This is a genomic window from Streptomyces flavotricini, from assembly GCF_020639365.1.
Taxonomy (GTDB): Bacteria; Actinomycetota; Actinomycetes; order Streptomycetales; family Streptomycetaceae; genus Streptomyces; species Streptomyces flavotricini.
The window spans coordinates 2,509,323-2,531,418 of the sequence record NZ_JAINUL010000001.1; the positions used below are offsets into that span (position 1 = coordinate 2,509,323).

The following is a 22,096-nucleotide window of genomic DNA, read 5'->3' on the forward strand; positions in this document are numbered from 1 at the left end:
TCCGCAATCTAGTTCATGGGATCGGCCGATTGTGCGACGAAAGTTGGCCGTTTCGAACAGAGGCGGGGTGAAGATCCGGGAGAGATCCGGAGAAGATCGGACACGCCCCTACCAGGTGACGTTGGGGGCCGAGACGCTCGTGTCGATCGAGCTCAGGGTGATGACGATGCCGCTGGTGAGCACCACCCCGGCCAGGGCACGGGCCCGGGCGCACGCCTTGTTCCGTCCCGACAGGGTGATCCCGCCGGCCGGGTCCTCGGTCCGCGCCTGGTCGGCCGCCGTGGCGGCGGCCTCGTCGGCGGCGACGGACTCGGCGATGACCTGGGGCTTCTGCATGGTGGTGAGTACCTTTCTCGATGCCTGATGGGGAGTGGTGCTCAGTGCCGAAGTGCGGGAGTACGGGTGAGCTAGGCGGTCTCAAGGAGCAGGACGGACGGGACGCTCGCCGGAAAGCCCAGCCTGAGCAGGGCGTATCCGATGCCGGAGAGCCCTGTGAGGAAGCCGGGGGACGGTACGTGGTCGGGGGTGCCGCAGCGGTGGCCGTGGTCCTCGAGTCGGCCGAGAATCTCCCCGGCGCGGAGGTCGAGGGCGGCCTTGGCCCCGTCGTGGCCCTGCCCGGCGAGCACGCCCAGCAGTTCCAGGGATCCGAGGGCGCCGCTGTGCAGGCTGAGGTCGGGTGAGGTGCTGGGCGCGCCCAGCAGGGCGGCGCACCGGTCGAGTTCCGCCCCGAGGATCCGCTGCCCCTCACCGCCGAGGGCGCCGGAGCCGAGTACGTCGGCCGCTGCCACCGCCGTGCCCGCGAGGCCCGTGTGCCAGTCGAGATCGGCGGGGCGGAGCAGGGCCTCGTCCAGCGCCGGGCGCAGCAGGGCCGCGCCGGTCCGGGCGTACGCGGCCCCCGGCTCCCCCGCGTCCTCCAGGACGGCGGCGTAGCGCAGCAGGGCCCAGCCGATGCCGGCGTCGCCGTGGGCGAAGCCGGGGGCCGCGGGGCGCTGTTCGGCGAGCCCCTTCTCGGCCCGGACCAGCAGCCGGTCGGCGAGGCGCCGGGCCACGCCCTGCGCCACCGCCCCGTACGCACGCTGAGCGGCAACGGCGGCGGCCAGGGCCCCGGCGAGGCCGTCGGCCAGATCGGCCGGCCCCTCGTCGCCTCCCCCGGCGCCTTCCCCCGTGTCGGCCAGGGCGGCGTGTTCCAGGGCGGCGAGCGCGTCGGGAAGGCAGTCGCGCAGGTCCTCGCCGAGCAGCGGGGCCAGCCGGGCCACCGTGTAGACGATGCCGCCGATCCCGTGCAGGGCGCCGGGTCCCACCGTCGCCCCCAGCCCGGGGTCGGCGGCGAGCGCGGCGAGCAGCGCGGGCAGCGGCCGTAAGGCCTGCCGGGCCAGCGCGGTGTACCGCTCGGCCCCGGTCAGGGCGCCGAGCTGGGCCAGGAAGAGGGCGACCCCGCAGTAGCCCTGGGCGAGCCCGCCGCCCATCGGCAGGACGGCCCAGTGGTCTCCGGACACCTGCTCCAGGCCGAGCCAGTTGACGCGCTCACCGCCGTGCACGGCGCGGGCCGCGATCCCGTCGGCGATCCCGCAGGCCGCGGCCAGCAGCCGGGAGGGCTCGGGGACGACGACCGGCCCGGCGGGGCCGGCCAGGGTCGAACGGGGCCCGCCGACGCTGAGGTTGGCCCCGGTGACGGCCAGCGTCGCCGAGATGATCCACTCCTGGTCGTGGCGGTCCACCTCGCCCATGGCGGCGATCTTGGCGCGGGCCGCGTGCAGGCTCGGGGCCGGCAGGATCCCGTCGAGGCGCGTGCCCCGGGAGGTCCGCAGCGCGGTGTCCGAGGGGTGGTGGTGGAAGAGGGGCACGTCCCCGGACCACAGGTCGGCGATCTCGTCCTCGATGAGCCGCTGCCGTGCCGGGTCGTGCTCGGATTCCGTCCAGAGCACGGCGAATACGGTGTCCCGGGTGAGCGCGTCGCGCAGCAGGTCGGGGTGGGTGGACTCGTCCAGCAGGGTCGTGTAGAGGCGGGTCGAGCGGGCGATCAGGCGCCCGGGGCTGGTCGCCCAGCGGGCCAGCAGCCCGCCGTCACCCCCGGCCCCGGACCCGGACCCGGCCTCGGCCTCGGCCTCGGCCCCACCGTCGCCGAGCAGTTCGGCCCGGTGCTCGGTGATCGCGTCGTACCCGGCCCGGAACCCCTCCAGCAACGCCGCGCGGTGGTCGGCGTGGCCGGCCGTCCTGCCCTGCGGCCCCGGCCGGTTCTGCCCGGCCTCCGTGGCCACCGGGGCCCGCAGCAGCCGCATCTCGTCCGTACCGGCCGCCTCCCAGCGCAGCCCGTCGCTGGGGTACGAGCCGCCCTCCCCGCCGCCGAGGGCCGAGATGTCCATGGCGCCGTTCTCGCCGATCAGCAGGCTCGGCAGCAGGCAGGTGCGGTACACCGAGGCGGCCAGGGCGTCCGCCGCCGGGTCGGTGCCGCAGGTCACGGCCGCCGGCAGCCCGGCGTGCAGCAGGGTCTCGGCGTCCACCAGCACCGGCTGGTCGCCGCAGGCGATGACGTTCTCGTAGTGCATGTCCACGCCGTCGACCGCGTAGAGCAGGGCGAGCAGCGCGCCCTGGCGCCGGTAGAACCGGTCCAGTTCGGTGGGCGAGGCGCACCAGCCGTGCTCGATGAACTCCAGCCAGCCGTAGCCCTCGCAGCGGACCGAGCGCGGGGTCCGCAGGCCCAGGCCCGCCACCTTGGCGTTGGCCCAGCCGACCGCCTGGTCCAGCAGCAGGTGCTGGTCGATCGGCCGGGGCTTGTAGACGACGGTCGCACCGCCGGCGAAGCGCAGCAGGGCCACGGACCGGTTGCCCTGGTGGACGTCGCCCCGACCGAGGTCCACCCGTACGAGGGCGCCCGGGTCGGTGCCGTGCAGCAGCCCCGCGACGATCTCCGGCCGGTCGGCGGTGAAGCGCTGGAACAGCTCCGCCGTGGCCGCGGCCGCGTGGCCGCAGGCCTGGCCGAGCATCCGCGCCAGCACCGGGTAGCGGGTGAACAGCTCGGCCAGGCCCTGTCGGGTGCCGAGCCGGGCGAGGAAGCCGGCGAACCGCTCCCGCGGGGTGTCCCCCGCCAACAGGCCCTCCGTACGGGCCCGGTGGAGCTCGCGGACCAGGGTGCGCGCCGACTGCCGGATCAGCCGGTCGCCGAGCCGCTCCTCGAAGGCGGCCCGCACCGCGGCGAGTTCGCCGTCGGCGAGGTCCACGTGTGCGGCGGTCCCGGCCCAGGCGGTGTCGATCAGGGGGCGCAGCGCGGGCAGGAACACCGCGGCGCCGTCCGCGTCCCCCGCGGGGAACGCGGCGGGGGCTTCGACGGGGGCCGCGGCCACCGCCCGTTCGATGGAGCGGACCCACTCGGGCTCGGCCGTACGGGCGGCCAGCCGGCCGGGGGCCTCCGCCGCGAGGGCGTACGCCACGTCCTCGGTGGTTCCCAGGCTCGCCAGCCGGGCCGCGAAGCCGTCCGCGTCCCCCAGGGACCAGGACGCCGGTCGGCTGTGGGGGGCGTCGGCCGGTGCGGGTACCGGGGCACCCGGGGCGGCGAGCCGCTCCCGCAGGTTCAGGGCCCGGGCCCACCAGGAGGGGGCCAGGCCGCCGACCTGGGATTCTTCGGCGGTGGTGGCGGTGTCAGTCACAGGAGAAAACTCGCAGAGTGCGGGGGCGCGCACATGGGGGCCGATCCCCCATATTCCGTGGACGCGCCCCCATGGGGGTCGTGGGAGCGGCGTACGGGGTGGTGGGCAGGCCCCCGGCCGGGGCCGCGGCGCACGGGTCGCGGCAGGTCGCGGGCGGCTTCGAGGCCCGCCCGCGCAGGATCCGGGCCGGTGCGGGCGCCGCCGGGCAAATGTGGGGGCCGGGGCCCGATGCGGCACCCGGTCCCCCACCCGCAGCCTGTGTGCAGTGCCCCTTCCGCCTTGTCCGGCACCCCGGCCGGCGGATGATCATCGGAGGACCTGGTGGGAGTACCCGTCCCTGTCGACGTCGTCGCGTTCGACCCCGTGCTGGAAGCCGGAACCAAGAGCACCCTGTTCGCCTGCCCGGAGGTGTCGCTGACCGCCCCGGGCGAGGCCCCGCGGGTCGTGGTCATGACCGTGGACCAGGTCGGCCGGCCGGAGCTCGACGTCCTGCGCACCGTCCGCGACGCCCCGGCCCGCCCCGATGTGGTGCTGGTGGCGGGCGAGTTGGCGCCCGACGGCGCCCTGCACGCCATCGCGGCCGGCGCCCGAGGGCTGCTGCGCCGTCGCGAGGCGGACGTCACCCGCCTCTCGCGCGCCGTACTGGCCGCCTCCCGCGGCGACTGCACGCTGCCGCCGGACCTGCTGGACCGGCTGCTGGAGCGCTCCGGCGCGGGCGGCCGGGCGGGGAGCGGCTCCGACGGGGGCGCGGACCCGTGGGCGGCGGCGGGCCTGAGCGACCGGGAGCGCAGCGTGCTGCGGCTGGTCGCCGACGGCCACGAGACGAACGAGATAGCCAAGCAGCTGTGCTATTCGCCGCGGACCGTGACCAGCGTCGTCCACGACATCACCCAGCGGTTCCGGCTGCGCAACCGCGCGCACGCGGTCGCCTACGCGATGCGGGTGGGCCTGCTGTGAGCGCCGTAGCCGAACTGACGCGTGAGACGTACGAGATGTACGGGACGCGCGAGATCGCACCCGTACGGATCCCCGCGGCCGCGGACCGGCTCAGCCTGCTGCGCCAGGCCGGTGACGGCCGGATGCCCTACCCGGCCCTGATCCGCCTGCTCGGCGCGGCCACCTCGGCCGGAGCCACCTCCCCCGGAGCCCCTTCCGCGAGCACCCCGGCCGCCCGGTCCGCGGCTGCCCCGCCGGACGCCCCCCGGCTCACGGCCCGCCAGACCGCCGTGCTCACGCTGATGGCGGAGGGCCACGGCAACGCGGTGATCGCCCGCACCCTGTCCTGCTCGGAGCACACGATCAAGAACGTGATCTACGAGCTCATGTCCCGCCTCCAGGCCCGCAACCGCGCCCACGCGGTGGCCTGCGCCGTCCGCCACAGCCTCATCTGACGCGTTGGCCGGAAAGTCGCCCTTGCCCGTCGAGCCACGGGTGTACGGTCATCGCTCAGGCGGGAGGCTCGGGCCGGGGGTCGGGGGAACATGAGCGACGCAATGCGCCGTCGGAGTGCGGACGTACGGCGGAGGGTGGAGCAGATAGCGCTCGGCCTGATGGCCGCGTCGGGTGTGGTCGTCCTGCTGGCCGACCTGTTCGGATGGCTCGACGCGCTCGCCCCCGGAGGTGCGCTCCCCAAGGTCACGCTGCTCATCCTGAGCACGGTGACGGTCTTCCTGTTACTCGAACTCGACCGCCTGAAACGGCTCGACGAGGTCCACGACGACGTCAAGGCCCTGGACACCAGCGTCCAGACGAAGATCGACACCTTGAACGCCAACGTCGAGGCGCACCTGTCCAAGCTGGACATCGACGCCATCGCCCGGCGTCTCAAGCGGCAGCACTACGGCGGCGTGGTCGCGGTGCACAGCCGCTTCCCCGAAGACGTGTTCACCGGGTTCCTCGGGGACGCCGCGGACGAGCTGGTGATCCTGCAGACGTGGATCCCCAACCTGCACCACCTCAAGGCCGCGATGCACAAGGCACTCGCCGACCAGCAGGTCCACGTACGCATCCTGCTCCTGCACCCCTCGTCGCCGGTGGCGGGGCTGCGGGACGAGGCGCTCAGGGCGGTGCGGGATCCGGCACTCGCGGTGAACGTGCGTGCCAGCGTGGAGTACTGCCTCGCCGGGCTGGCCCAGCTGAACGCGGAGATCCCGGCCGGGAGCCGGGCGCGCCTGCAGGTGAGGCTCTACAACTCCCTGCCCTCGATCGCCGTGTTCAAGGCCGATCAGCATTTTCTGGTCAGTTCGTTCCTGCACGGCCAGCTCGCCATCGACTCCACCCAGATCGAGATCGACGGCGCGGACACCGTCATGGGCGAAGAGGTCCAGCAGGAGCTGCGCACGCTGTGGAGCATCGGCAAGGACGTGGATCTCCTCGACTGGCGCACGTCGGTGGCAAGCATCAGCCTGTGATCCACGGAGAGGTACGGCCATGCACGATCTGCACGCCCTGGACGGGTTCGAAGACGCACTGATCGAACGGTTCCGGGCGCATCCGGTCCTGGCGAACGTCACCGGCCTCCCGGAGGGGGACTTCGCCGCGCTCCTGCTCCAGCGGCGCTTCGTCTCGCTCGCCTTCACCCCCTCCTACGACCTCGCGATCGACCTGCTGCGCGACGAGGCGGGGCTGCGGATCGCCCGGGTCATCCTGCGGGAGGAGTATCCGGACGGCCACGGCCACACGCCCTCGCACCGGGAGGACATGACGCGGGACATGCGGCGGCTGGGGATCTCCCGCTCGGACCTGGTCGCGTCCCGGCCCACGGCCGGCACGCAGGAGGTCATCCGGGACACCCTGGAGCTGATCGCCGACGCGGGCGGCCACGCCGACGCGGACCTGCGGCTGCTGACGATCCTGCGGTTCTGGGGCGAAGTGCTGGTGTCCGTCGAGTACGGGCGGCTGTGGGAGCGGATGGCGCCCCTGCTGACCGAGGAGGGCAGGAACCGCTCCCGCTTCTACTACCCGCACCACGTCCACGACGCGAAGACGCACTCGCTGGCGACGGTGTCCCTGCTGTCCGGCTCCCACTCCGACCGGCTGGCCGCGCGGGTGACCGAACTCCTCGCCCAGGAGGAGTCCACCGAGCGCTTCCGGGAGCTGGAGGAGCGGGCCCTGCGCCTCAAGACCCGCTTCTACGACCAGTTCCTGCCCGCCGTGGACCGCCTCGCGGTGTGAGCCCCGTCAGCCCGCGTCGGGCGTGAGGCGCAGCGAGATGGAGTTGATGCAGTAGCGCTGGTCGGTGGGGGTGGGGTAGCCCTCCCCCTCGAACACGTGCCCGAGATGGGAGCCGCACTTCGCGCAGAGGACCTCGGTGCGGACCATCCCGTGCGAGACGTCCGCCTTCAGCTCGACGGCGTCGGAGTCCTTCGGGTCGAAGAACGACGGCCAGCCGCAGTGCGACTCGAACTTCTCGGTGGAGCGGAAGAGCTCGGAGCCGCAGGCGCGGCAGGAGTAGACGCCGGCCGTCTTGGTGTCGGTGTACTCACCGCGGAACGCCGGCTCGGTGCCGGCCAGGCGCAGCACCTGGTACTCGGCCGGCGTCAGCTCCGCCTGCCACTGCTCGTCCGTCTTCTCGACCTCGTACGACATGACTCTCCCGCTCCCTCGTTCTCAGTCCGACAGGCGGGCGAGGATCGCCGGACCCAGGTCCGTGACGTCGCCCGCGCCCATCGTGAGAACGAGATCACCGGGCTTCGCCATTCCCGCGATGACGTCGGCGACCTCGGCCTTGTCGTGCTCGGCGGTGACGTCGGCGCCGGCGCTGCGGGCGGCCGCGATGATGATCTCGCTGGTCACACCGGGGATCGGGTCCTCACGGGCCGGGTAGATGTCGAGGACCACGGCGGAGTCCGCGAGGGCGAGGGCCTGGCCCATCTCCTTGCCGAGCTCCTGGGTGCGGGAGAAGAGGTGGGGCTGGAAGACGACCAGGATCCGGGAGTCCCCGGCGGCGCCGCGGATGGCCTCCAGGTCGGCCGCCATCTCGGTCGGGTGGTGCGCGTAGGAGTCGATGACCTGCACGCCCGAGGCCTCGCCCTTGAGCTGGAGGCGGCGCTTGACTCCGGTGTACTTGCCGAGGGCGGAGGCCAGGTTGTGCACCGGGATGCCGAGGGCCACGCCGGCGGCGAGGGCGGCGACGGCGTTGTGCGCGTAGTGGCGGCCGGGCACGGAGACGGTGAAGGTGAGCATCCGGCCGTCGATGAGCACGGTGACCTCGCTGGTCAGACCGCGCGGGGCGATCTTGGTGATCCGGACGTCGGCGCCCTCGTCCTCGCCGTACGTGACGACGGTCAGGCCTTCCGTGCCGCGGACCCGGGCGGCGATCTCCGCGGCGCCCTGCTGGCCGTGGGCGATGACCAGGGTGCCGCCGGGCACGATCTTGCCGACGAAGGTCTCGAAGGACTCGTAGATCTCGTCCATCGACGCGTAGTTCGCGTGGTGGTCGAGCTCCGCGTTCAGGATGATCGCGACCTGCGGGGTGTACTTGTGGAAGCTGCGGTCGCTCTCGTCCGCCTCCGCCACGAAGATGTCGCCCTCGCCGTGGTGGGCGTTGGAGCCGGGGGCGTCCAGGTCCCCGCCGATGGCGTACGAGGGGTCCAGGCCCAGGGCCGACAGGGACACCGCCAGCATCGAGGTGGTGGTGGTCTTGCCGTGCGTACCGGCGACCGCGATCGGCCGCAGGCCGGCCATCAGGCCGGCCAGGGCGTCGGAGCGGTGCACGACGGGGACGCCGAGCTCGGCGGCGCGCGCCAGCTCCGGGTTGTCGGCGCGGATGGCGCTGGAGACGACGACGCAGGTGGCGTCGGAGGCGAGGTGCTCGGCCGCGTGCCCGATGTGGACCGTGGCGCCGTGGGCGCGCAGCGCCCGGGCGGTCTCGGAGTCCTTGGCGTCGCTGCCCGCGACCTGCGCGCCGCGCTGGGCGAGGATCTTCGCGATGCCGGACATGCCGGCGCCGCCGATGCCGATGAAGTGCGGGCGTTCCATGGCGTTCGGCAGGCCGGGCGGCGTCATACGGGATCTCCCCAGAGTGCGGGTCGGTACGGAGCGGTGGTGCCGGGGGTCCGGGCGGTGCGGACGGCCGTCCCGCCGTCGCCCCGGCGTGTGTGTCGGACGCCAGCCTATTCGTTGTGGGCGAAGAGCTTGAGCACCGGAACCCCGACCTTGTGGCGCGCGCGGGAGGCCCAGTCCCGGTGGAAGAACTCCTCGACGAAGTGCGGGGCGGTCAGGACGATCACCTCGTCGGCGTTCGACTCCTCGACGACGGCCTTGAGTTTGTCGAGCGGGTGGTCCTCGATGATCTGCCCGCTGGCCTTGGCGCCCTTCTTGCGCAGGGCCTCCAGGGAGAGGACGAGGGCCTGCTCGGCCGGGCCGCGGGCGGCGTGGCCCTCGGGTACGTCGGCCTCGCGGAGCGCCTCGGGGAGCTCGCCGAGTGCCACGTCGTCGATGGCGCGCAGCAGCCGGTCCTGGTCGCCCCGGGGCTGCATGAGGACGAGGAAGGAGACCGGGTCGTCCCCGTGCAGGCTGGTGACGAAGTCCACGTCGACGCTGGTCAGCGGCTGCTCGATCATCAAAACGCTCGTGAACACGGACGCCCTCTCCTTCATGGGCCAGGGCCGGTCGGCCGGCCCCTGCGGAAACCATCCTGCCCCGCTCTCACACGGGACCCTGCGTGGATACATCTGCCCAGGTATGTGCCCACCGGAAGCTAAGCGGAACAACAAATTCCGCTCCTTCTCAGATCCGACGGTAACTCGTGTAGAGGAACCCGGCCTCTTCCAGTACGGAGGCGGGCGCCAGCCGGTGCGGCACCGCCACCGGAGGCCCTCCGGAGATGCGCTGGGCCCCGCCCGCGGCCAGCATCGGGGAGATCGTCAGGCACAGCTCGTCCAGCGCGTCGGCGGCCACGAACTGCCCCAGCAGCCGGGGCCCGCCCTCGGTGAGCTGGCGGCGCAGCCCCCGGGCCGCCAGTTCCCCCACGATCCGGACCGGATCCACGGCCGCCCCGTCACCCGCCAGCACCACCTCGGCCCCGGCCGCGGCGGCCGCCGCCACCCGTTCGGCGGGTGCAGCCGCGCCGGTCACCACGAGGGTCGGCACGAGGGGGGAGGTGAACAGGGGCAGCGAGAAGTCCAGGTCCAGACTGGCCGTGACCACCGCGATCGCGGGGGCGGGGCCCTGTCCGGAGGCCGCCCGGCGGGCCGCGAAGGCCTCCCGGGCCCGGGCCGGGCGGTACCCCTCCTGGCGAACCGTTTCGGCGCCGACGACCACCACATCGGCCAGCGCCCGCAGGGTGCCGAAGATCCGCATGTCGGTCTCGCTGGAGATCGGCTGCGAGCGGCCGTCGTGCTGGGCCGCGCCGTCCAGCGTGGAGACCATGTTGGCCCGCAGCCAGTGGCCCTCCGGGCCGAGCGCGGGGTACGCGTACGCCTCCGCCAGCTCGTCCAGCGACCACTCGCGGTCACTGCGCTCACCGCCGTCCCCGCGCTCCGCGGAGGCCGCGGCCGGGTCGGCCGGTGTCTGATCGGTCACAGGGAACAGGCGTCGCATCGGTGCAGTCTGCCACGCCCCGTAGAGTTAAGAGCTGTGTCAACATCACTCTCCACCTCCGGATCCACCTACGGGCGACCCCCGATAGCCGGCCCGGCCGAGGCCGGCCCGCAGGCCCTGTGCGCCCGCGAGCCCCGGGTGCCCGCCGAGCGGCTGGTGGCCGAGATGGTGCCGCCGCCGCGTTTCGACTCGGTGCGCTTCGACACCTACGACCCGGACCCCGGTCAGCCCAGTCAGTCCGAGGCCGTCACCGTGCTCGGCGGCTTCGCCGCCGGGCTGGGCGGATCCCACGCGAGCGGCGGCGGCAAGCGCCGCTGGTTCGCGAAGAAGGCACCCGTCCCGGCCGCCCCGCGCGGGGTCTACCTCGACGGCGGCTACGGCGTCGGCAAGACGCACCTGCTGGCCTCCCTCTGGCACGCCACCCCGGCCGAGCCCGCGCTCAAGGCCTTCGGCACCTTCGTGGAGCTGACCAACCTGGTGGGCGCGCTCGGCTTCCAGCAGACGGTCCAGACCCTGGGCGGCCACCGCCTCCTGTGCATCGACGAGTTCGAACTGGACGACCCGGGCGACACCGTCCTCGTCTCCTCGCTGCTGAGCCGGCTGGTCGAGCAGGGCGTGGCGCTGGCCGCCACGTCCAACACCCTGCCCGGCAAGCTCGGCGAGGGCCGGTTCGCCGCCGCGGACTTCCTGCGCGAGATCCAGGGGCTCTCGGCGCACTTCCGCCCGCTGCGCATCGACGGCCAGGACTACCGCCACCGCGGCCTGCCGGAGGCGCCGGCGCCGTTCTCGGACGAGCAGGTGACGAAGGCCGCGTACGCGACCGCGGGCGCGAGCCTCGACGACTTCCCCGGGCTGCTGGAGCACCTGGCCCGCGTCCACCCCAGCCGGTACGGCGCCCTCACGGACGGCATAGCGGCGGTCTGCCTGACCGACGTCGGCCCGGTCCCGGACCAGTCGACGGCGCTGCGGCTCGTGGTCCTCGCCGACCGGCTGTACGACCGGGAGATACCGGTCCTGGCGTCGGGCGTCCCCTTCGACAAGCTCTTCAGTGAAGAAATGCTGAACGGCGGCTACCGCAAGAAGTACTTCCGGGCCATCTCGAGGCTCACCGCACTGGCACGCGACGCGAAACCCCTGGTGTCCCAGTAGGTTTGGGGGCGCCGGACCGGCCCCTCACCGGGACGGTCCGGCAGTTCCCAACATCTTCCGAAGGGATCCACCATGGCCACCACGCGTACCGCGCACACCAACTGGGACGGCAACCTGCTCAAGGGCGCCGGTGTCGTCACCCTCGACTCCTCGGGTCAGGGTTCGTTCGACGTCTCCTGGCCCTCGCGCGCCGAGGCCGCGAACGGCAAGACCAGCCCGGAAGAGCTGATCGCCGCCGCGCACTCCAGCTGCTACTCGATGGCCCTCTCGCACGGCCTGGACGGCGCCGGCACCCCGCCCACCCGGGTGGAGACCAAGGCCGATGTGACCTTCCAGCCGGGCGAGGGCATCACCGGCATCCACCTGACGGTCCGCGCGGAGGTCCCCGGCCTGGACCCGGAGGGCTTCGCCGCCGCGGCCGAGGACGCCAAGAAGAACTGCCCGGTCAGCCAGGCCCTGACGGGCACGACGATCACCCTGAGCGCGGAGCTGGTCTAAGGGTCCGGCGGCCCCGGCGCGTCCGGGGCAGGGGGGCGCGGGCCCGTGGTAACACGGGGCCCTCACCCCCCTCGCCCCGGGAGCCGCCGATGTCCGTCACCCGCCGCACCCTGCTCGCTGGTATCGCGTTCAGCGGAGCGCTCGGCTCCCTCTTCGCCGGGGGCTCCCCCGCCGTCCCGCTGCCCCGCCGGGGGTACGGCCCCCTGGTCCCCGACCCCCACGGGCTGCTCGACCTCCCCGCCGGCTTCCGCTACCGCGTGCTCTCCCGGGCCGGCGAACCCCTGCGCTCCGGCGAAGGCCCCGTACCGGCCAACTGCGACGGCATGGCCGCCTTCGACGCGGGCTCCGGCCGCGTCCGTCTCGTCCGCAACCACGAGAACCGCACCACCGCCGCGCTCCGCGTCCCCGCCGTCGACGGCCTCACGTACGACCCCCGGGCTCTCGGCGGCTGCACCCTCCTCGATCTCGACCCCGGCGGCGCGGTCACCTCCGAGCGCGTCGCCCTCGCCGGCACCGCCGTCAACTGCGCGGGCGGCCGAACCCCCTGGAACACCTGGCTCAGCTGCGAGGAGACCGAGGACCGCGCCGGGACCTCCGGCTACACCAAGGACCACGGCTACGTCTTCGAGGTCGATCCCGCCGACCCGCACCGCTGCGGAGCCGTCCCGCTCACCGCCATGGGCCGCTTCGCGCACGAGGCCGTCGCCGTCGACCCGTACCGCGGGACCGTCTACGAGACCGAGGACGCGTTCATCGAGCCCTTCGGGCTCTTCTACCGCTTCCGGCCCGCGCGGCCCCTCGCAGGCCCCGGCTCCCTGCGCGCCGGCGGCACCCTCCACGCCATGCGCGTGCCGGGACTGGCCGACCTCTCCGTCGTGGACGAGACCGGCGCCGAGTTCCCGGTCGAGTGGGTCCCCGTACCGGACCCCTCGGCGGCGCGGACCCCCATCCGCTTCCAGGACTTCGGGCCGGGCGGGATCACCCACGCGCAGAAACTGGAGGGCTGCTACTGGGGCGACGGCGGCGTCCACTTCGTCTCCAGCTACGCCCGCCGCCTCGAAGGCGCGCCCGCCGACCACCACGGCCAGGTCTGGTTCCACGACCCGCGGCGCTCCACGATCCGCCTGGACGTGCTCTTCGGCCCGGCCACCGACATCCAGCTTCCCGGGGACTCCCCCGACAACATCTGCCTGGCCCCCGACGGCGGCCTGATGGTGTGCGAGGACGGCGGCGGGGCCCAGTACGTCTTCGGCGTCACGCCCGGCGGCGAGGTCTACCCGATGGCCCGCAACGCCGACGACATCGGCAGGCCCGGGGCCCCGGAGTGGGGCGAGTTCGCCGGGGTCACCTTCGCCCCCGACGGGCGGACCATGTACGTCAACGCCTACGCCCCGGGGACCACCTTCGCCGTGACGGGCCCCTGGCACTGACCTGCGGCCCGTCGGCCCCGCCCTCGCGACCCCGCCCGTTCTGATGGACTATCGGAGGAATCGACCGGATCGGGGTAAGTGGCTGTGGCCAAGGAGAGCAAGAAGGCCGACAAGAGCAAGAAGAGCGGCAAGAGCGGCAGGGACGGCAGGAACGGCAAGGGCGAGAAGAGGGACAGGAAGGACGGGCGGGCCAAGGGCCGCGCGGCCGCGGAATCCCGGCCCGCGCCGGGGCGGCGGGACACCCCCCTGCGCCCGCTGCTCCGCGCCCCCGCCGGTGAGCGGCTCGACCTCGGTGCCTTCGATCCCGCCTCGACCCCCGGCGGCCCGGCCGGCAAGGCCGAGGGCATCGCCGCCACCGCTCAGCTGGCCGCGCCGCTCGCCGCCCTCCAGGAACGGCTGTACGCGGCGAGCACCGCCGGCGACCGCCGCCGCGTCCTGCTCGTCCTCCAGGGCATGGACACCAGCGGCAAGGGCGGCACGGTGAAGCACGTGGTCGGCCTGTTCAACCCCGCCGGCTGCCGGATCAGGTCCTTCAAGGCCCCCACGCCGGAGGAGCACGCGCACCCCTTCCTCTGGCGCATCCGCAAGGCCCTCCCGGTACCGGGCGAGATCGGCATCTTCGACCGCTCGCACTACGAGGACGTCCTCATCGCCCGCGTCCGCGAGCTGGTGTCGCGCAGCCAACTGAACCGCCGCTACGCCCAGATCAACCGGTTCGAGCAGTCCCTCGCGGACGACGGCGTCACCCTGGTGAAGGTCTTCCTCCACATCAGCCACGAGGAGCAGCGCGAGAGGCTGCTGGAGCGGCTCGACAACCCGGACAAGCACTGGAAGTTCAACACGGGCGACATCGACGAGCGCGCCCTGTGGCCCGAGTACCGGCACGCGTACGAGCTGGCCCTGCAGCGGTGCTCCATCGACGCCGCACCCTGGTACGTGGTCCCCGCGGACCGGAAGTGGTACCGCAACTGGGCGATCACCAAGCTGCTGCTGGAGCATCTGGAGGAGCTGGATCCGCGTTATCCCGAGGCCGCTTTCGACGTGGAGGAGAGCCGCGCGCGGCTGCTGCAGACCTGATGACCGTCACGCGGTCGGGCGATTCGTATGCCCGGGCCCGCGCCGCTGCGGTCCGCTTGGCAGATGGTCATATATTTTGCGTCCGTGACCCTTTCTGTGCGCAATGTGGCGGTCGCGGCCGCCCTCGGTGCCGCGCTCTGCACCACCCTCGCCGGATGCGGAGGCGGCGGCGACTCCGCGTCCGGCTCCGGTTCCGGCCACCAGGCCGCCCGTATGGGCACCCCCGGGACCTCCACGGCGCCGTCCTCCGCCGCCTCGCCCGGCGCCCCGCAGGCCGCCGGCTCCTCTCCGGCCGCCGCCCCGCCGCCCGCCAAGGCCCCCACCCTGGCTCCCGGCCCCAACGGCCTGACCCCGGTTTTCGAGCGGGCGAAGCAGCAGAGCGACAAGACGGTCGCGCTGACCTTCGACGCCGATATGACCTCCGACCAGGGACCCCGCGCCGCGGACGGGGAACACTTCGACAACCCGCAGCTCGTCTCGACCCTGCGCACGCTGAAGGTGCCCTCGACGATCTTCATGACCGGCCGCTGGGCCGAGGAGTACCCGGACCAGGCCAAGGCCATCGGGACCGACCCGAACTTCGAGATCGCGAACCACTCGTACAGCCACCACGCCTTCACCTCGCCCTGTTACGGGCTCCCCGCGCTCGACGCCGCCGCAGCCCGGGCCGATGTGGACCGGGCCTTCGCGGCGTTCCGCACGGCCGGCGCGGTCAACACCGTCCCGTACTTCCGCTTCCCCGGCGGCTGCTACAACGACCAGGCGCTGCGGGCCATCTCCACGGCCAAGGTCACGGCCGTCCAGTGGGACGTGGTCAGCGGGGACGCCTTCGCCAAGGACCCGGACGCGGTGGCCGAGCAGGTCCTCACCGGCGTGAAGCCCGGCTCGGTGGTGGTCATGCACTGCACGCGCAGCGCCGCACCCGTCACCGAGGAGGCCGTCCGGAAGATCGTCCCGGAGCTGCGCAAGCGCGGCTTCCGCTTCGTGAAGGTCTCCGAACTCATCGGGAAGTAGGCCGGGCCGGACCTCAGCCGGAGCAGGCGGAGCGCTGCGCGTCCTGCCACTCGCACACCGGGCACAGCACCCGGCCCGGTGTCGCGACCCCGTACTCGGTGGGCTCGCCGCACTCCACGCAGTCCGCGTACGGCGGCCCGGGCACCCTCCCGGCGGGCGCCGCCGGGGCGGGGCAGTACGACTCGGCTCCGGCCGGCGCGTCCACTTCGTCCATGCCCACGAGCGTACTCAGCCCCGCCGCGCGCTGACGAGGCAGGCCACGGCGCCCGCCCCGCAGGCCAGCGCCAGCGCCCCCGCGAAGGCCGCCACCGGCAGGGTCACGGCCTGCGCCCGGGAACCCTCCACCAGCGCGGTCACCGCGCTGCGTGCCGGGGAGCCGGCGATGCCCCAGGCCAGCAGCGAGCCCAGGCCGCCCGCCAGGACCGCGACCCCCGTCGAGCGCAGCAGCGGGCGGCTGCACAGCGCCCCCACGGCCGCGCCGGTCAGCGCGCACGCGAGGGCCGCCAGCACCCCGGCCAGGGCGGCATCCCCCGGATCCACGTGCTCCGCCCGGCCGGAGTCCCCGATCAGCAGCACCGCCGCCGTGCCCGCGGCCCCGGCGAGCAGCGCCCCGCCCAGCGCGGTCAGCAGGGCCGCGGCGTGCACCCGTACGGGACCAACCGCGGCGGCCGCGCAGTCGCGGGCGGCGGCGGGCTCGTTGGTCACGCAGACCCGGACCAGCCAGGCCGTGACCGGCACCAGCCCGGCGGCCGCGAAGCCCAGCGAGTCCAGCAGCGGATCACCCGGCCGCACCCCGGCGGCCAGGAAGGCCGCGTACAGCAGGAGCGGGGCGATCCAGCGCTGGGACCGCAGCAGCAGGGCGCACTGGTAACGCAGCAGGCCGGTCACGGGAGTTCCTCCACGGAGCGGATGTGCCAGGGCGCGGACGCGGTGAGCAGTTCGCGCAGCACCGCGTCGGACCGGGCGGCGGGCACCGTCAGCAGCAGGCCCCCGCCCGGCGCGGGCGCGGCGGTCAGCCCCGGCGGCAGCTCGGCGCCCGGCGCCCCGGCGGCCTCGATCCGTACGTACGCCGCCGCGCCGGCGGGCTCCCGTACGGGGACCAGCGCGGTCCCCTCGACCCGGTGGTGCGCGTCGGCGACGCCGGCGAGCCGCGCCGGGTCGTGGTCGACGAAGACCACGGTTCCCCCGGCCGCGGTCCGCTCGACGACGGCCCGGTCCAACTCGGCGCGGGCGGCGGTGTCGAGTCCGGTCCAGGCTTCGTCCAGGACGAGCAGCCCGGGATCGGCGAGCAGGGCCTGGGCGGCGGCCACCTTCTGGCTGCTGCCCTTGGAGAGTTCGGCCAGCGGGGTCTGCGCGTACGCGGCCGCGCCGAACCGCTCCAGCCAGTGGGCCGCCCGGTCCGCGGCCCGCGCCCGCCCGAGGCCGTGCACCCGGCCCATGTGGGTCAGGTAGGCCGTCGCGGTGAACGGCAGCGCCGCCGGGAAGCGTTCGGGCACGTAGGCCGCCCGGCGCGGGCGCCCGGTGATCCGCCCCTCGGACGGGGTGTCGATCCCCGCGACGATCCGCAGCAGGGTGGACTTGCCTCCGCCGTTGCGGCCTTCGACGCGGACGAGCGCGCCGGGCGGCAGCTCCAGGTCGACCCCGCGCAGCACCCAGGGCCGTCGCGGTCCGTGGCGCCGGCCCACGCCGGTCAGCTTCAGTGGGCCGCCGCCGTCTCGGTCACCTCGCTGGGGCGGACGATGACGAAGCCCTCGCCGCGCAGCATCAGCTGGACGGCCTCGCCGGAGCCGCCCCGGATCATCGAGCCGACCGACTGGGAGCGGTGCAGACCCGTCTCCAGGTGGGCGCTCCAGCCGACCACCGCGTCGGTGTCCACGTACACCGGGTTCTGCGCCGTGACCGGGATGATGATCGGGTGGCCGTCGCAGACCACGGCGAGCTTGCCGGTGCCGGTGAAGACGCTGTTGAAGAGGCCTCCGCCGGTCATGCCGGCGCCCTTCACCATCCGTATCTCGTAGGAGAGCGTGGGGTCGAAGCAGAGCACGTTGCGGCCGTTGACGGTCAGCGAGTCACCGGGCTCGAAGTCGATGACGAAGCACTGTTCGGCCCGGTGCGCGAACCAGGCCTCGCCCTGGCCGCGTACGGACATCAGCGCGAGGCCCTCGCCGGTGACGGCGCGCTTGAGCATGCCGCCTATGCCCTGGCCCTTGCGCTCGAACTGGAGGTTCCCCCGGAACGCGACCATCGAGCCCTGGCGGGCCAGCATTTCACCGTTGACGGTGTACTTCACGGACTTGGCGTTCTGCAGGCTCATGCCCGGGGCAGCGGCCGGCCGGGCCATGTTCTCGGACGCGAAAAGGTCGCTCTTCATGGGCTCGATCCTCACCCGCCCGAGCACCCCTCGGCATCATCCTGAAGGGGGAGCCTGGCATCCTTGGCGGGATGAGCAGCCAGCACCAGAACCACACTTCAGAGGTACCGGCGGTCGGGGCGGACAGCCCCTTCCGGCAGGAGCACGCCGCCCGCGACGAGGCGCCCCAGTTCGTCCTGCCCCTGGTGGTGCGGATCGAGAAGGCCGAACCGCCCGCCCGGACGGACGCGCTGGAGACGGCGGCCCGGGCCGTGCTGGTCCTGCTGACGGACGGGCGGGCGCGCGGCGAGGGCGAGTGGGCCGAGGCGGTCCGGGACTGGCAGGACGCGCGGATCCGCAAGGTGGTGCGGCGGGCGCGCGGGGCGGAGTGGCGCAAGGCCGGGACCCTGCCCGGCGTCACGGTGCACGGTGACGTGGCGGAGGTACGGGTCTTCCCGCCGGTGCCCCTGGACGGCTGGCCCAAGGAGCTCGCGAAGCTCCAGGTCTCGGGGACCGACCTGGACGACCCGGAGCCGGCCGCTCCGGCCGCGCCCGGGGTCACGGTGCTGTGGCTCAACCCGGAGCTGGAGATGTCCGCCGGCAAGGCGATGGCCCAGGCCGGGCACGCGGCGCAGCTGGCGTGGTGGGAGCTCACCGGCGCCGAGCGCACCGCCTGGCAGGACTCCGGTTTCCGGCTGGCCGTACGGACGGCCCCGCGCGAGCGGTGGGCCGAACTGAGCGGGAGCGGGCTGCCGGTGGTCCGGGACGCCGGCTTCACGGAGATCGCGCCCGGCTCGGCGACGGTGGTGGCGGACCACCCGGCACTGCGGTCCCGGCTCGCCGGCGGTGCGACGGGCTGAAATCGGCCGCACGGGGCCGGAACCTCAAATGTTGCTCTGAACGTCCCTCTCCGCGATTGGCCCGGCTCCGTGGGGGCCATCACATCGGCACACGACCGATGAGAGGGGGCGAGGGGACATGAAGACCATGGCGCACCTGGGGGTGGGCATCGGATGGCGGCCGGAGATCGCTGAAGCGGTGGAGCGGCTGCCGGGCCTGGACTGGGTCGAGGTGGTGGCCGAGAACATCTGCTCCGGCCACCTGCCCGCCTCGCTGCTGCGGCTGCGCGAGCGCGGGGTGCGCGTCGTCCCGCACGGGGTCTCACTGGGCCTCGGCGGCGCCGACCGGCCCGACGCCGGGAAGCTGGCCGCGCTCGGGGAGCGGGCGGTGGCGCTGGGGGCGCCGCTCGTCACCGAGCACATCGCCTTCGTACGGACCTCCTCGCCCGCGCTGGAGGCGGGGCACCTGCTGCCGGTGCGGCGGACGCGCGACGCGCTGGACGTGCTGTGCGAGAACGTCCGGATCGCGCAGGACGCGCTGCCGGTGCCGCTGGCCCTGGAGAACATCGCCGCGCTGATCTCGTGGCCCGGGGAGGAGCTGACGGAGGCGCAGTTCCTGACGGAGCTCGTGGAGCGGACGGGGGTCCGGCTCCTCATCGACGTCGCCAACCTGCACACGAACCGGGTGAACCGGGGCGAGGACCCGTTCGCCGTACTGGACGCGATCCCGCTGGAGGCACTGGCGTACGTGCACGTCGCCGGGGGCGTGGAGCGGGACGGGGTGTGGCACGACACGCACGCGCATCCCGTCCCGGAGGTGGTGCTGGACATCCTGGCGGAGCTGCGCAGGCGGGTGTCCCCACCCGGCGTGCTGCTGGAGCGGGACGACGACTTTCCGGCCGAGGCGGAGCTGGCCGGGGAACTGGCCGCGATCCGGGGGGTGGTGGGACTCCCGGGACCGGCCTCCGCCGGCCCCGCCCCCTCTCCCCTCGGCTCCGCCCCGGACCCTCGGACGCCGGAGGGCGAGGGGCCGGCCGGGCCGGAGCGGGCCCGGGTGCGGGTCGGGGTGGAGCAGGCCGCGCTGCTGTCGGCGCTCGTGGCGGGGACGCCCGTGCCCGAGGGGTTCGACCGGCGGCGCGTACGGGTGCAGGCGCGGGCGCTGGCCGCCAAGCGGGCCGGGGTCGTCGCCAGGCTGGCGCCCGAGCTGCCCGGGATCCTGGGCGGTGAGGACCCGTACCGCGAGGCCTTCCTCGGGTACGCCCGCAACCGCCCCATGACCGCCGGGTACCGGCGCGACGCCCTCGACTTCGCCGAGCACCTGCTGATCCGGGACCTGCCCGCCGACCCCGCCGCGCGGCGCCGGCTCACCACCTGGTGGCAGGACCGGGTCGGGGCGCGGCCGCCGCGCCGGATCGTGCGCTGGGCCCGGACGCTCGTGGGGCGTGCCGCATGAACGTTCTCGCCGTCGCGATCTGGATCGCCGTCATCGTCTCCACCCTCCTGCTGTTCCTCGGCGTACGGCGCTCCCGGCCGCGCCCGGTCCGCCCGGCGCCGCGCCTGCACGACCTGTCCGAGGCCGCGTTCATGGCCGGCGGCCCCGGCGCGGTCGTGGACTGCGCCCTCGTCTCGCTGCTCGGGGACGGCCGGCTGGTGGCCGGCGGTCCGGGCATCGTGGCGCTGCGGTCCGGGGCGCGAGCCGGCGACATCGCCGAGCGGGCCGTGTTCGAGGCCCTGCGGCAGGCTCCGTCCGGATGGCTCTACCAGGTGCGGTACGCCGCCATGCTCGACCCCGCCGTCCAGGAGACCGGCGACGCGCTCGCCGCCCGCGGCCTGCTCGCCGTGCCCGGATCCGGGCGGCGGTGGCGGCGCTGGGGGCTGGCCCAGGTCGTGGTGTGCGCGGTGTGGGTGGTGGCCTCGCTGCCCCTGACCTTCGTCGCGCTGGCGCTCGAGTCCGGCTCCGGCTCGCAGGTGCCGTTCGTCTTCAAGGTGCTCCCGGTGCTGCTGGGCGGGATCGTCATGGGATGCGTCCTCGCCGCCCGGGCCCGGCAGCGGCTCACCCCGGCGGGGCGGGCCGCGCTGCGCGAGATCCGCACGCACTACATGAACGACCAGACCCCGCACGTGCAGACGGCCCTGTACGGGCTGCGGGGGCTGCGGGATCCGTACCTGCGCGGGCAGTTGGTACCGGCCGTCCGCGGCACCCGGCTGGCGGCGGCCCAGGCGCGAGGCGCCCGGCGCGGTTCCCCGGCGTCCCACTCGTCGGCTTGGTCCTCGTCCTCGTCCTCGGGTGTCTCCTGCGGGTCTTCCGCCGAGGTCCTGCCCGTCGTATGGTGCGCGGGCAGTGACGGCGGCTCCTCCTCCGGCAGCTGCGGGAGCAGCGGTTCCGGTTGCTCCGGCGGCGGCTCGGGGTGCTCCGGTGGTTCGAGCTGTGCCAGCGGTTCGAGCTGTGCCAGCGGTTCCAGTTGCTCCAGCGGTTCCAGTTCCAGCTGCTCCAGCTCCAGCTGCTCCAGCTCCAGTTCGAGCTGCGGCAGCAGCAGTTCCTGACCGGGCACTTCTCCACCCCGTGGGAGTCAGCCATGTTCTGGGTCCTGCTCCTCCTGATGGCCTGGGCAGGGGTGCTCGTGTCGTGCGCCCTCCTGCTGAGAGCCGCCGCCGTGGCCTCGGTGCCCGCGCCCGCGCCGCCCGACGGCGGTGCGGGCACCGGCCGCCGCCCTGACGAACTGAACCTGTACGAGGCCGCCTACCTCGCCGGCGGCCCCCGGCGGGTCGCCGAGCTGACGCTGCTCTCCATGGCGCGCGGGCGCCGGCTGCTGCTGGCCCACACCGGCTGGGCGACCGTCGTCGACCCGGTGGGGCGTGATCCGCACGAGCGCTCCGTGCTCGGCGCGTGCGGCCCGCAGGGGCGGGCGCCGGTGGCCGTCGTACGGAGCGCGGCGGCCCGGGACGCGGCGGTGCGGGCCCTGGCGGACCGGCTCGACGCGGCGGGCCTGGCTCTGCCCCCCGCCGCCCGCAGCTCGGTGGCGGGCGGGGTCCGCGTGCGGCGGGCCGCGGCCGCGGTGGCGGCGCTGGCGGCGGCCGCGCTGTGCGTGCCGGCGGACGGGACCGCGGGGACGGTGATCCTGTGCTGGTTCGCGCTGCCGCTGCTGCTCGCGCTGGGGTGCCTGGCCATCGCCCGCTTCGAGACGTACCCGTACTCCGCGTGGGCCTCCCCGGCCGGGCAGCGGCTGCTCGCCGCGCTGGACCGGGAGCGCGGCGAAGGGGACTCCCTCACGGCGGTGGCGCTGCGCGGGGTCCGGGTGCTGACGGATCCGGCCCTACGGGCGGCACTGGCCTAGGCAACGGGGGGATTGCGGCCGACACCGGGCGGTGGTCCTGTACAAGGACCCCGCCCAGAGCGTCTGATCACTTCATCCGAAGAGATGAAGGCGGCCCATGACGCGCACTCCGCTCGCCCGCTGCGCAGTCGCCGTGGCGGTCCTCTCCCTCACCCTGTGCATCCCGAGCCCCCACGCCCGCGCCACCGCCCCGGGCCCGGGCGCCGCGGGAGCGTCC

Annotated in this window: 23 protein-coding genes; 13 read left to right on the top strand and 10 right to left on the bottom strand. The window is 74.2% G+C overall.

Features of this window, described 5'->3' with window-relative positions; genetic code table 11:
- Positions 1–108: 108 nt before the first annotated feature.
- Complete coding sequence (locus K7B10_RS11240) at positions 109–336, bottom strand: hypothetical protein (RefSeq protein ID WP_229335971.1); 228 nt, start codon at positions 334–336, stop codon at positions 109–111.
- 71 nt (positions 337–407) lie between these two features.
- A complete protein-coding gene (locus K7B10_RS11245; RefSeq protein ID WP_229335972.1) occupies positions 408–3,644 on the bottom strand; it encodes a type 2 lanthipeptide synthetase LanM family protein in 3,237 nt (1,078 codons plus the stop codon).
- Between the two features lie 321 nt (positions 3,645–3,965).
- Between K7B10_RS11245 and K7B10_RS11250 the strand changes: the two genes are divergently transcribed.
- The 4 genes from K7B10_RS11250 to K7B10_RS11265 all read left to right on the top strand — a co-directional run bounded on the left by K7B10_RS11250 (position 3,966) and on the right by K7B10_RS11265 (position 6,818).
- Positions 3,966–4,601 (top strand): helix-turn-helix transcriptional regulator, encoded by a 636-nt coding sequence (locus K7B10_RS11250; RefSeq protein ID WP_229335973.1) that lies wholly within the window; start codon positions 3,966–3,968, stop codon positions 4,599–4,601.
- Positions 4,598–5,035, top strand: coding sequence for a helix-turn-helix transcriptional regulator (locus K7B10_RS11255; protein ID WP_229335974.1), 438 nt, complete (start codon positions 4,598–4,600; stop codon positions 5,033–5,035). Before K7B10_RS11250 ends, K7B10_RS11255 begins: the two co-directional genes overlap by 4 nt.
- A gap of 102 nt (positions 5,036–5,137) precedes the next feature.
- Positions 5,138–6,055, top strand: coding sequence for a hypothetical protein (locus K7B10_RS11260; protein ID WP_229335975.1), 918 nt, complete (start codon positions 5,138–5,140; stop codon positions 6,053–6,055).
- A gap of 19 nt (positions 6,056–6,074) precedes the next feature.
- Positions 6,075–6,818 carry a hypothetical protein gene (locus K7B10_RS11265; RefSeq protein ID WP_229335976.1) on the top strand — a complete coding sequence of 248 codons (744 nt, stop codon included), beginning with the start codon at positions 6,075–6,077 and terminating at the stop codon, positions 6,816–6,818.
- Between the two features lie 6 nt (positions 6,819–6,824).
- On the opposite strand, the gene msrB is transcribed toward K7B10_RS11265, so the two are convergent.
- From msrB to K7B10_RS11285, 4 genes are all read right to left on the bottom strand, one after another.
- Positions 6,825–7,232, bottom strand: coding sequence for a peptide-methionine (R)-S-oxide reductase MsrB (gene msrB, locus K7B10_RS11270; RefSeq protein ID WP_030863244.1), 408 nt, complete (start codon positions 7,230–7,232; stop codon positions 6,825–6,827).
- Between the two features lie 21 nt (positions 7,233–7,253).
- The gene (murC, locus tag K7B10_RS11275; RefSeq protein WP_229335977.1) at positions 7,254–8,651 is read right to left on the bottom strand and encodes a UDP-N-acetylmuramate--L-alanine ligase; all 1,398 of its coding nucleotides are present in this window, start codon (positions 8,649–8,651) and stop codon (positions 7,254–7,256) included.
- 107 nt (positions 8,652–8,758) lie between these two features.
- Positions 8,759–9,226, bottom strand: a complete 468-nt coding sequence (locus tag K7B10_RS11280; RefSeq protein WP_229335978.1) for an indole-3-glycerol phosphate synthase — start codon at positions 9,224–9,226, stop codon at positions 8,759–8,761.
- A 148-nt stretch (positions 9,227–9,374) separates the two neighbouring features.
- A complete protein-coding gene (locus tag K7B10_RS11285) occupies positions 9,375–10,187 on the bottom strand; it encodes a pyrimidine reductase family protein (protein WP_229335979.1) in 813 nt (270 codons plus the stop codon).
- A 36-nt stretch (positions 10,188–10,223) separates the two neighbouring features.
- Here K7B10_RS11285 and zapE point away from each other — a divergent pair, with 36 nt between their 5' ends.
- The 5 genes from zapE (at position 10,224) to K7B10_RS11310 (ending at position 15,355) form a co-directional block, all read left to right on the top strand.
- Positions 10,224–11,336 (top strand): cell division protein ZapE, encoded by a 1,113-nt coding sequence (gene zapE, locus K7B10_RS11290; RefSeq protein ID WP_372481398.1) that lies wholly within the window; start codon positions 10,224–10,226, stop codon positions 11,334–11,336.
- Between the two features lie 72 nt (positions 11,337–11,408).
- Positions 11,409–11,834: an OsmC family protein gene (locus K7B10_RS11295; protein ID WP_229335980.1), complete on the top strand. Its 426-nt coding sequence runs from the start codon at positions 11,409–11,411 to the stop codon at positions 11,832–11,834.
- 89 nt (positions 11,835–11,923) lie between these two features.
- A complete protein-coding gene (locus tag K7B10_RS11300; protein ID WP_229335981.1) occupies positions 11,924–13,264 on the top strand; it encodes an alkaline phosphatase PhoX in 1,341 nt (446 codons plus the stop codon).
- A gap of 246 nt (positions 13,265–13,510) precedes the next feature.
- Positions 13,511–14,341 carry a PPK2 family polyphosphate kinase gene (locus tag K7B10_RS11305; protein WP_229344941.1) on the top strand — a complete coding sequence of 277 codons (831 nt, stop codon included), beginning with the start codon at positions 13,511–13,513 and terminating at the stop codon, positions 14,339–14,341.
- An 84-nt stretch (positions 14,342–14,425) separates the two neighbouring features.
- A complete protein-coding gene (locus tag K7B10_RS11310; protein WP_229335982.1) occupies positions 14,426–15,355 on the top strand; it encodes a polysaccharide deacetylase family protein in 930 nt (309 codons plus the stop codon).
- Between the two features lie 13 nt (positions 15,356–15,368).
- Here the strand turns inward: K7B10_RS11310 and K7B10_RS11315 are convergent, their stop codons facing one another.
- The 4 genes from K7B10_RS11315 to K7B10_RS11330 are packed head-to-tail and all read right to left on the bottom strand — an operon-like array spanning position 15,369 to position 17,726.
- Entirely contained in the window at positions 15,369–15,569 is a 201-nt protein-coding gene (locus K7B10_RS11315; protein WP_229335983.1) for a hypothetical protein, read from the bottom strand.
- 14 nt (positions 15,570–15,583) lie between these two features.
- Positions 15,584–16,243, bottom strand: a complete 660-nt coding sequence (locus K7B10_RS11320) for an ABC transporter (RefSeq protein WP_229335984.1) — start codon at positions 16,241–16,243, stop codon at positions 15,584–15,586.
- Entirely contained in the window at positions 16,240–17,055 is an 816-nt protein-coding gene (locus K7B10_RS11325) for an ABC transporter ATP-binding protein (protein ID WP_229344942.1), read from the bottom strand. Before K7B10_RS11325 ends, K7B10_RS11320 begins: the two co-directional genes overlap by 4 nt.
- Positions 17,052–17,726 carry an AIM24 family protein gene (locus K7B10_RS11330; RefSeq protein ID WP_229335985.1) on the bottom strand — a complete coding sequence of 225 codons (675 nt, stop codon included), beginning with the start codon at positions 17,724–17,726 and terminating at the stop codon, positions 17,052–17,054. The genes K7B10_RS11325 and K7B10_RS11330 overlap by 4 nt, the downstream gene beginning before the upstream one ends.
- 71 nt (positions 17,727–17,797) lie before the next feature.
- On the opposite strand from K7B10_RS11330, the gene K7B10_RS11335 reads away from it, so the two are divergent.
- The 4 genes from K7B10_RS11335 to K7B10_RS11350 all read left to right on the top strand — a co-directional run bounded on the left by K7B10_RS11335 (position 17,798) and on the right by K7B10_RS11350 (position 21,879).
- Entirely contained in the window at positions 17,798–18,565 is a 768-nt protein-coding gene (locus tag K7B10_RS11335; RefSeq protein ID WP_229335986.1) for an aminoacyl-tRNA hydrolase, read from the top strand.
- 118 nt (positions 18,566–18,683) lie between these two features.
- Positions 18,684–19,997 (top strand): MbnB/TglH/ChrH family RiPP precursor modification enzyme, encoded by a 1,314-nt coding sequence (locus K7B10_RS11340; protein WP_443734640.1) that lies wholly within the window; start codon positions 18,684–18,686, stop codon positions 19,995–19,997.
- Positions 19,994–21,088 carry a TIGR04222 domain-containing membrane protein gene (locus K7B10_RS11345; protein WP_229335987.1) on the top strand — a complete coding sequence of 365 codons (1,095 nt, stop codon included), beginning with the start codon at positions 19,994–19,996 and terminating at the stop codon, positions 21,086–21,088. The genes K7B10_RS11340 and K7B10_RS11345 overlap by 4 nt, the downstream gene beginning before the upstream one ends.
- A 32-nt stretch (positions 21,089–21,120) precedes the next feature.
- Positions 21,121–21,879 (top strand): TIGR04222 domain-containing membrane protein, encoded by a 759-nt coding sequence (locus tag K7B10_RS11350; protein ID WP_229344944.1) that lies wholly within the window; start codon positions 21,121–21,123, stop codon positions 21,877–21,879.
- Positions 21,880–22,096 lie beyond the last annotated feature (217 nt).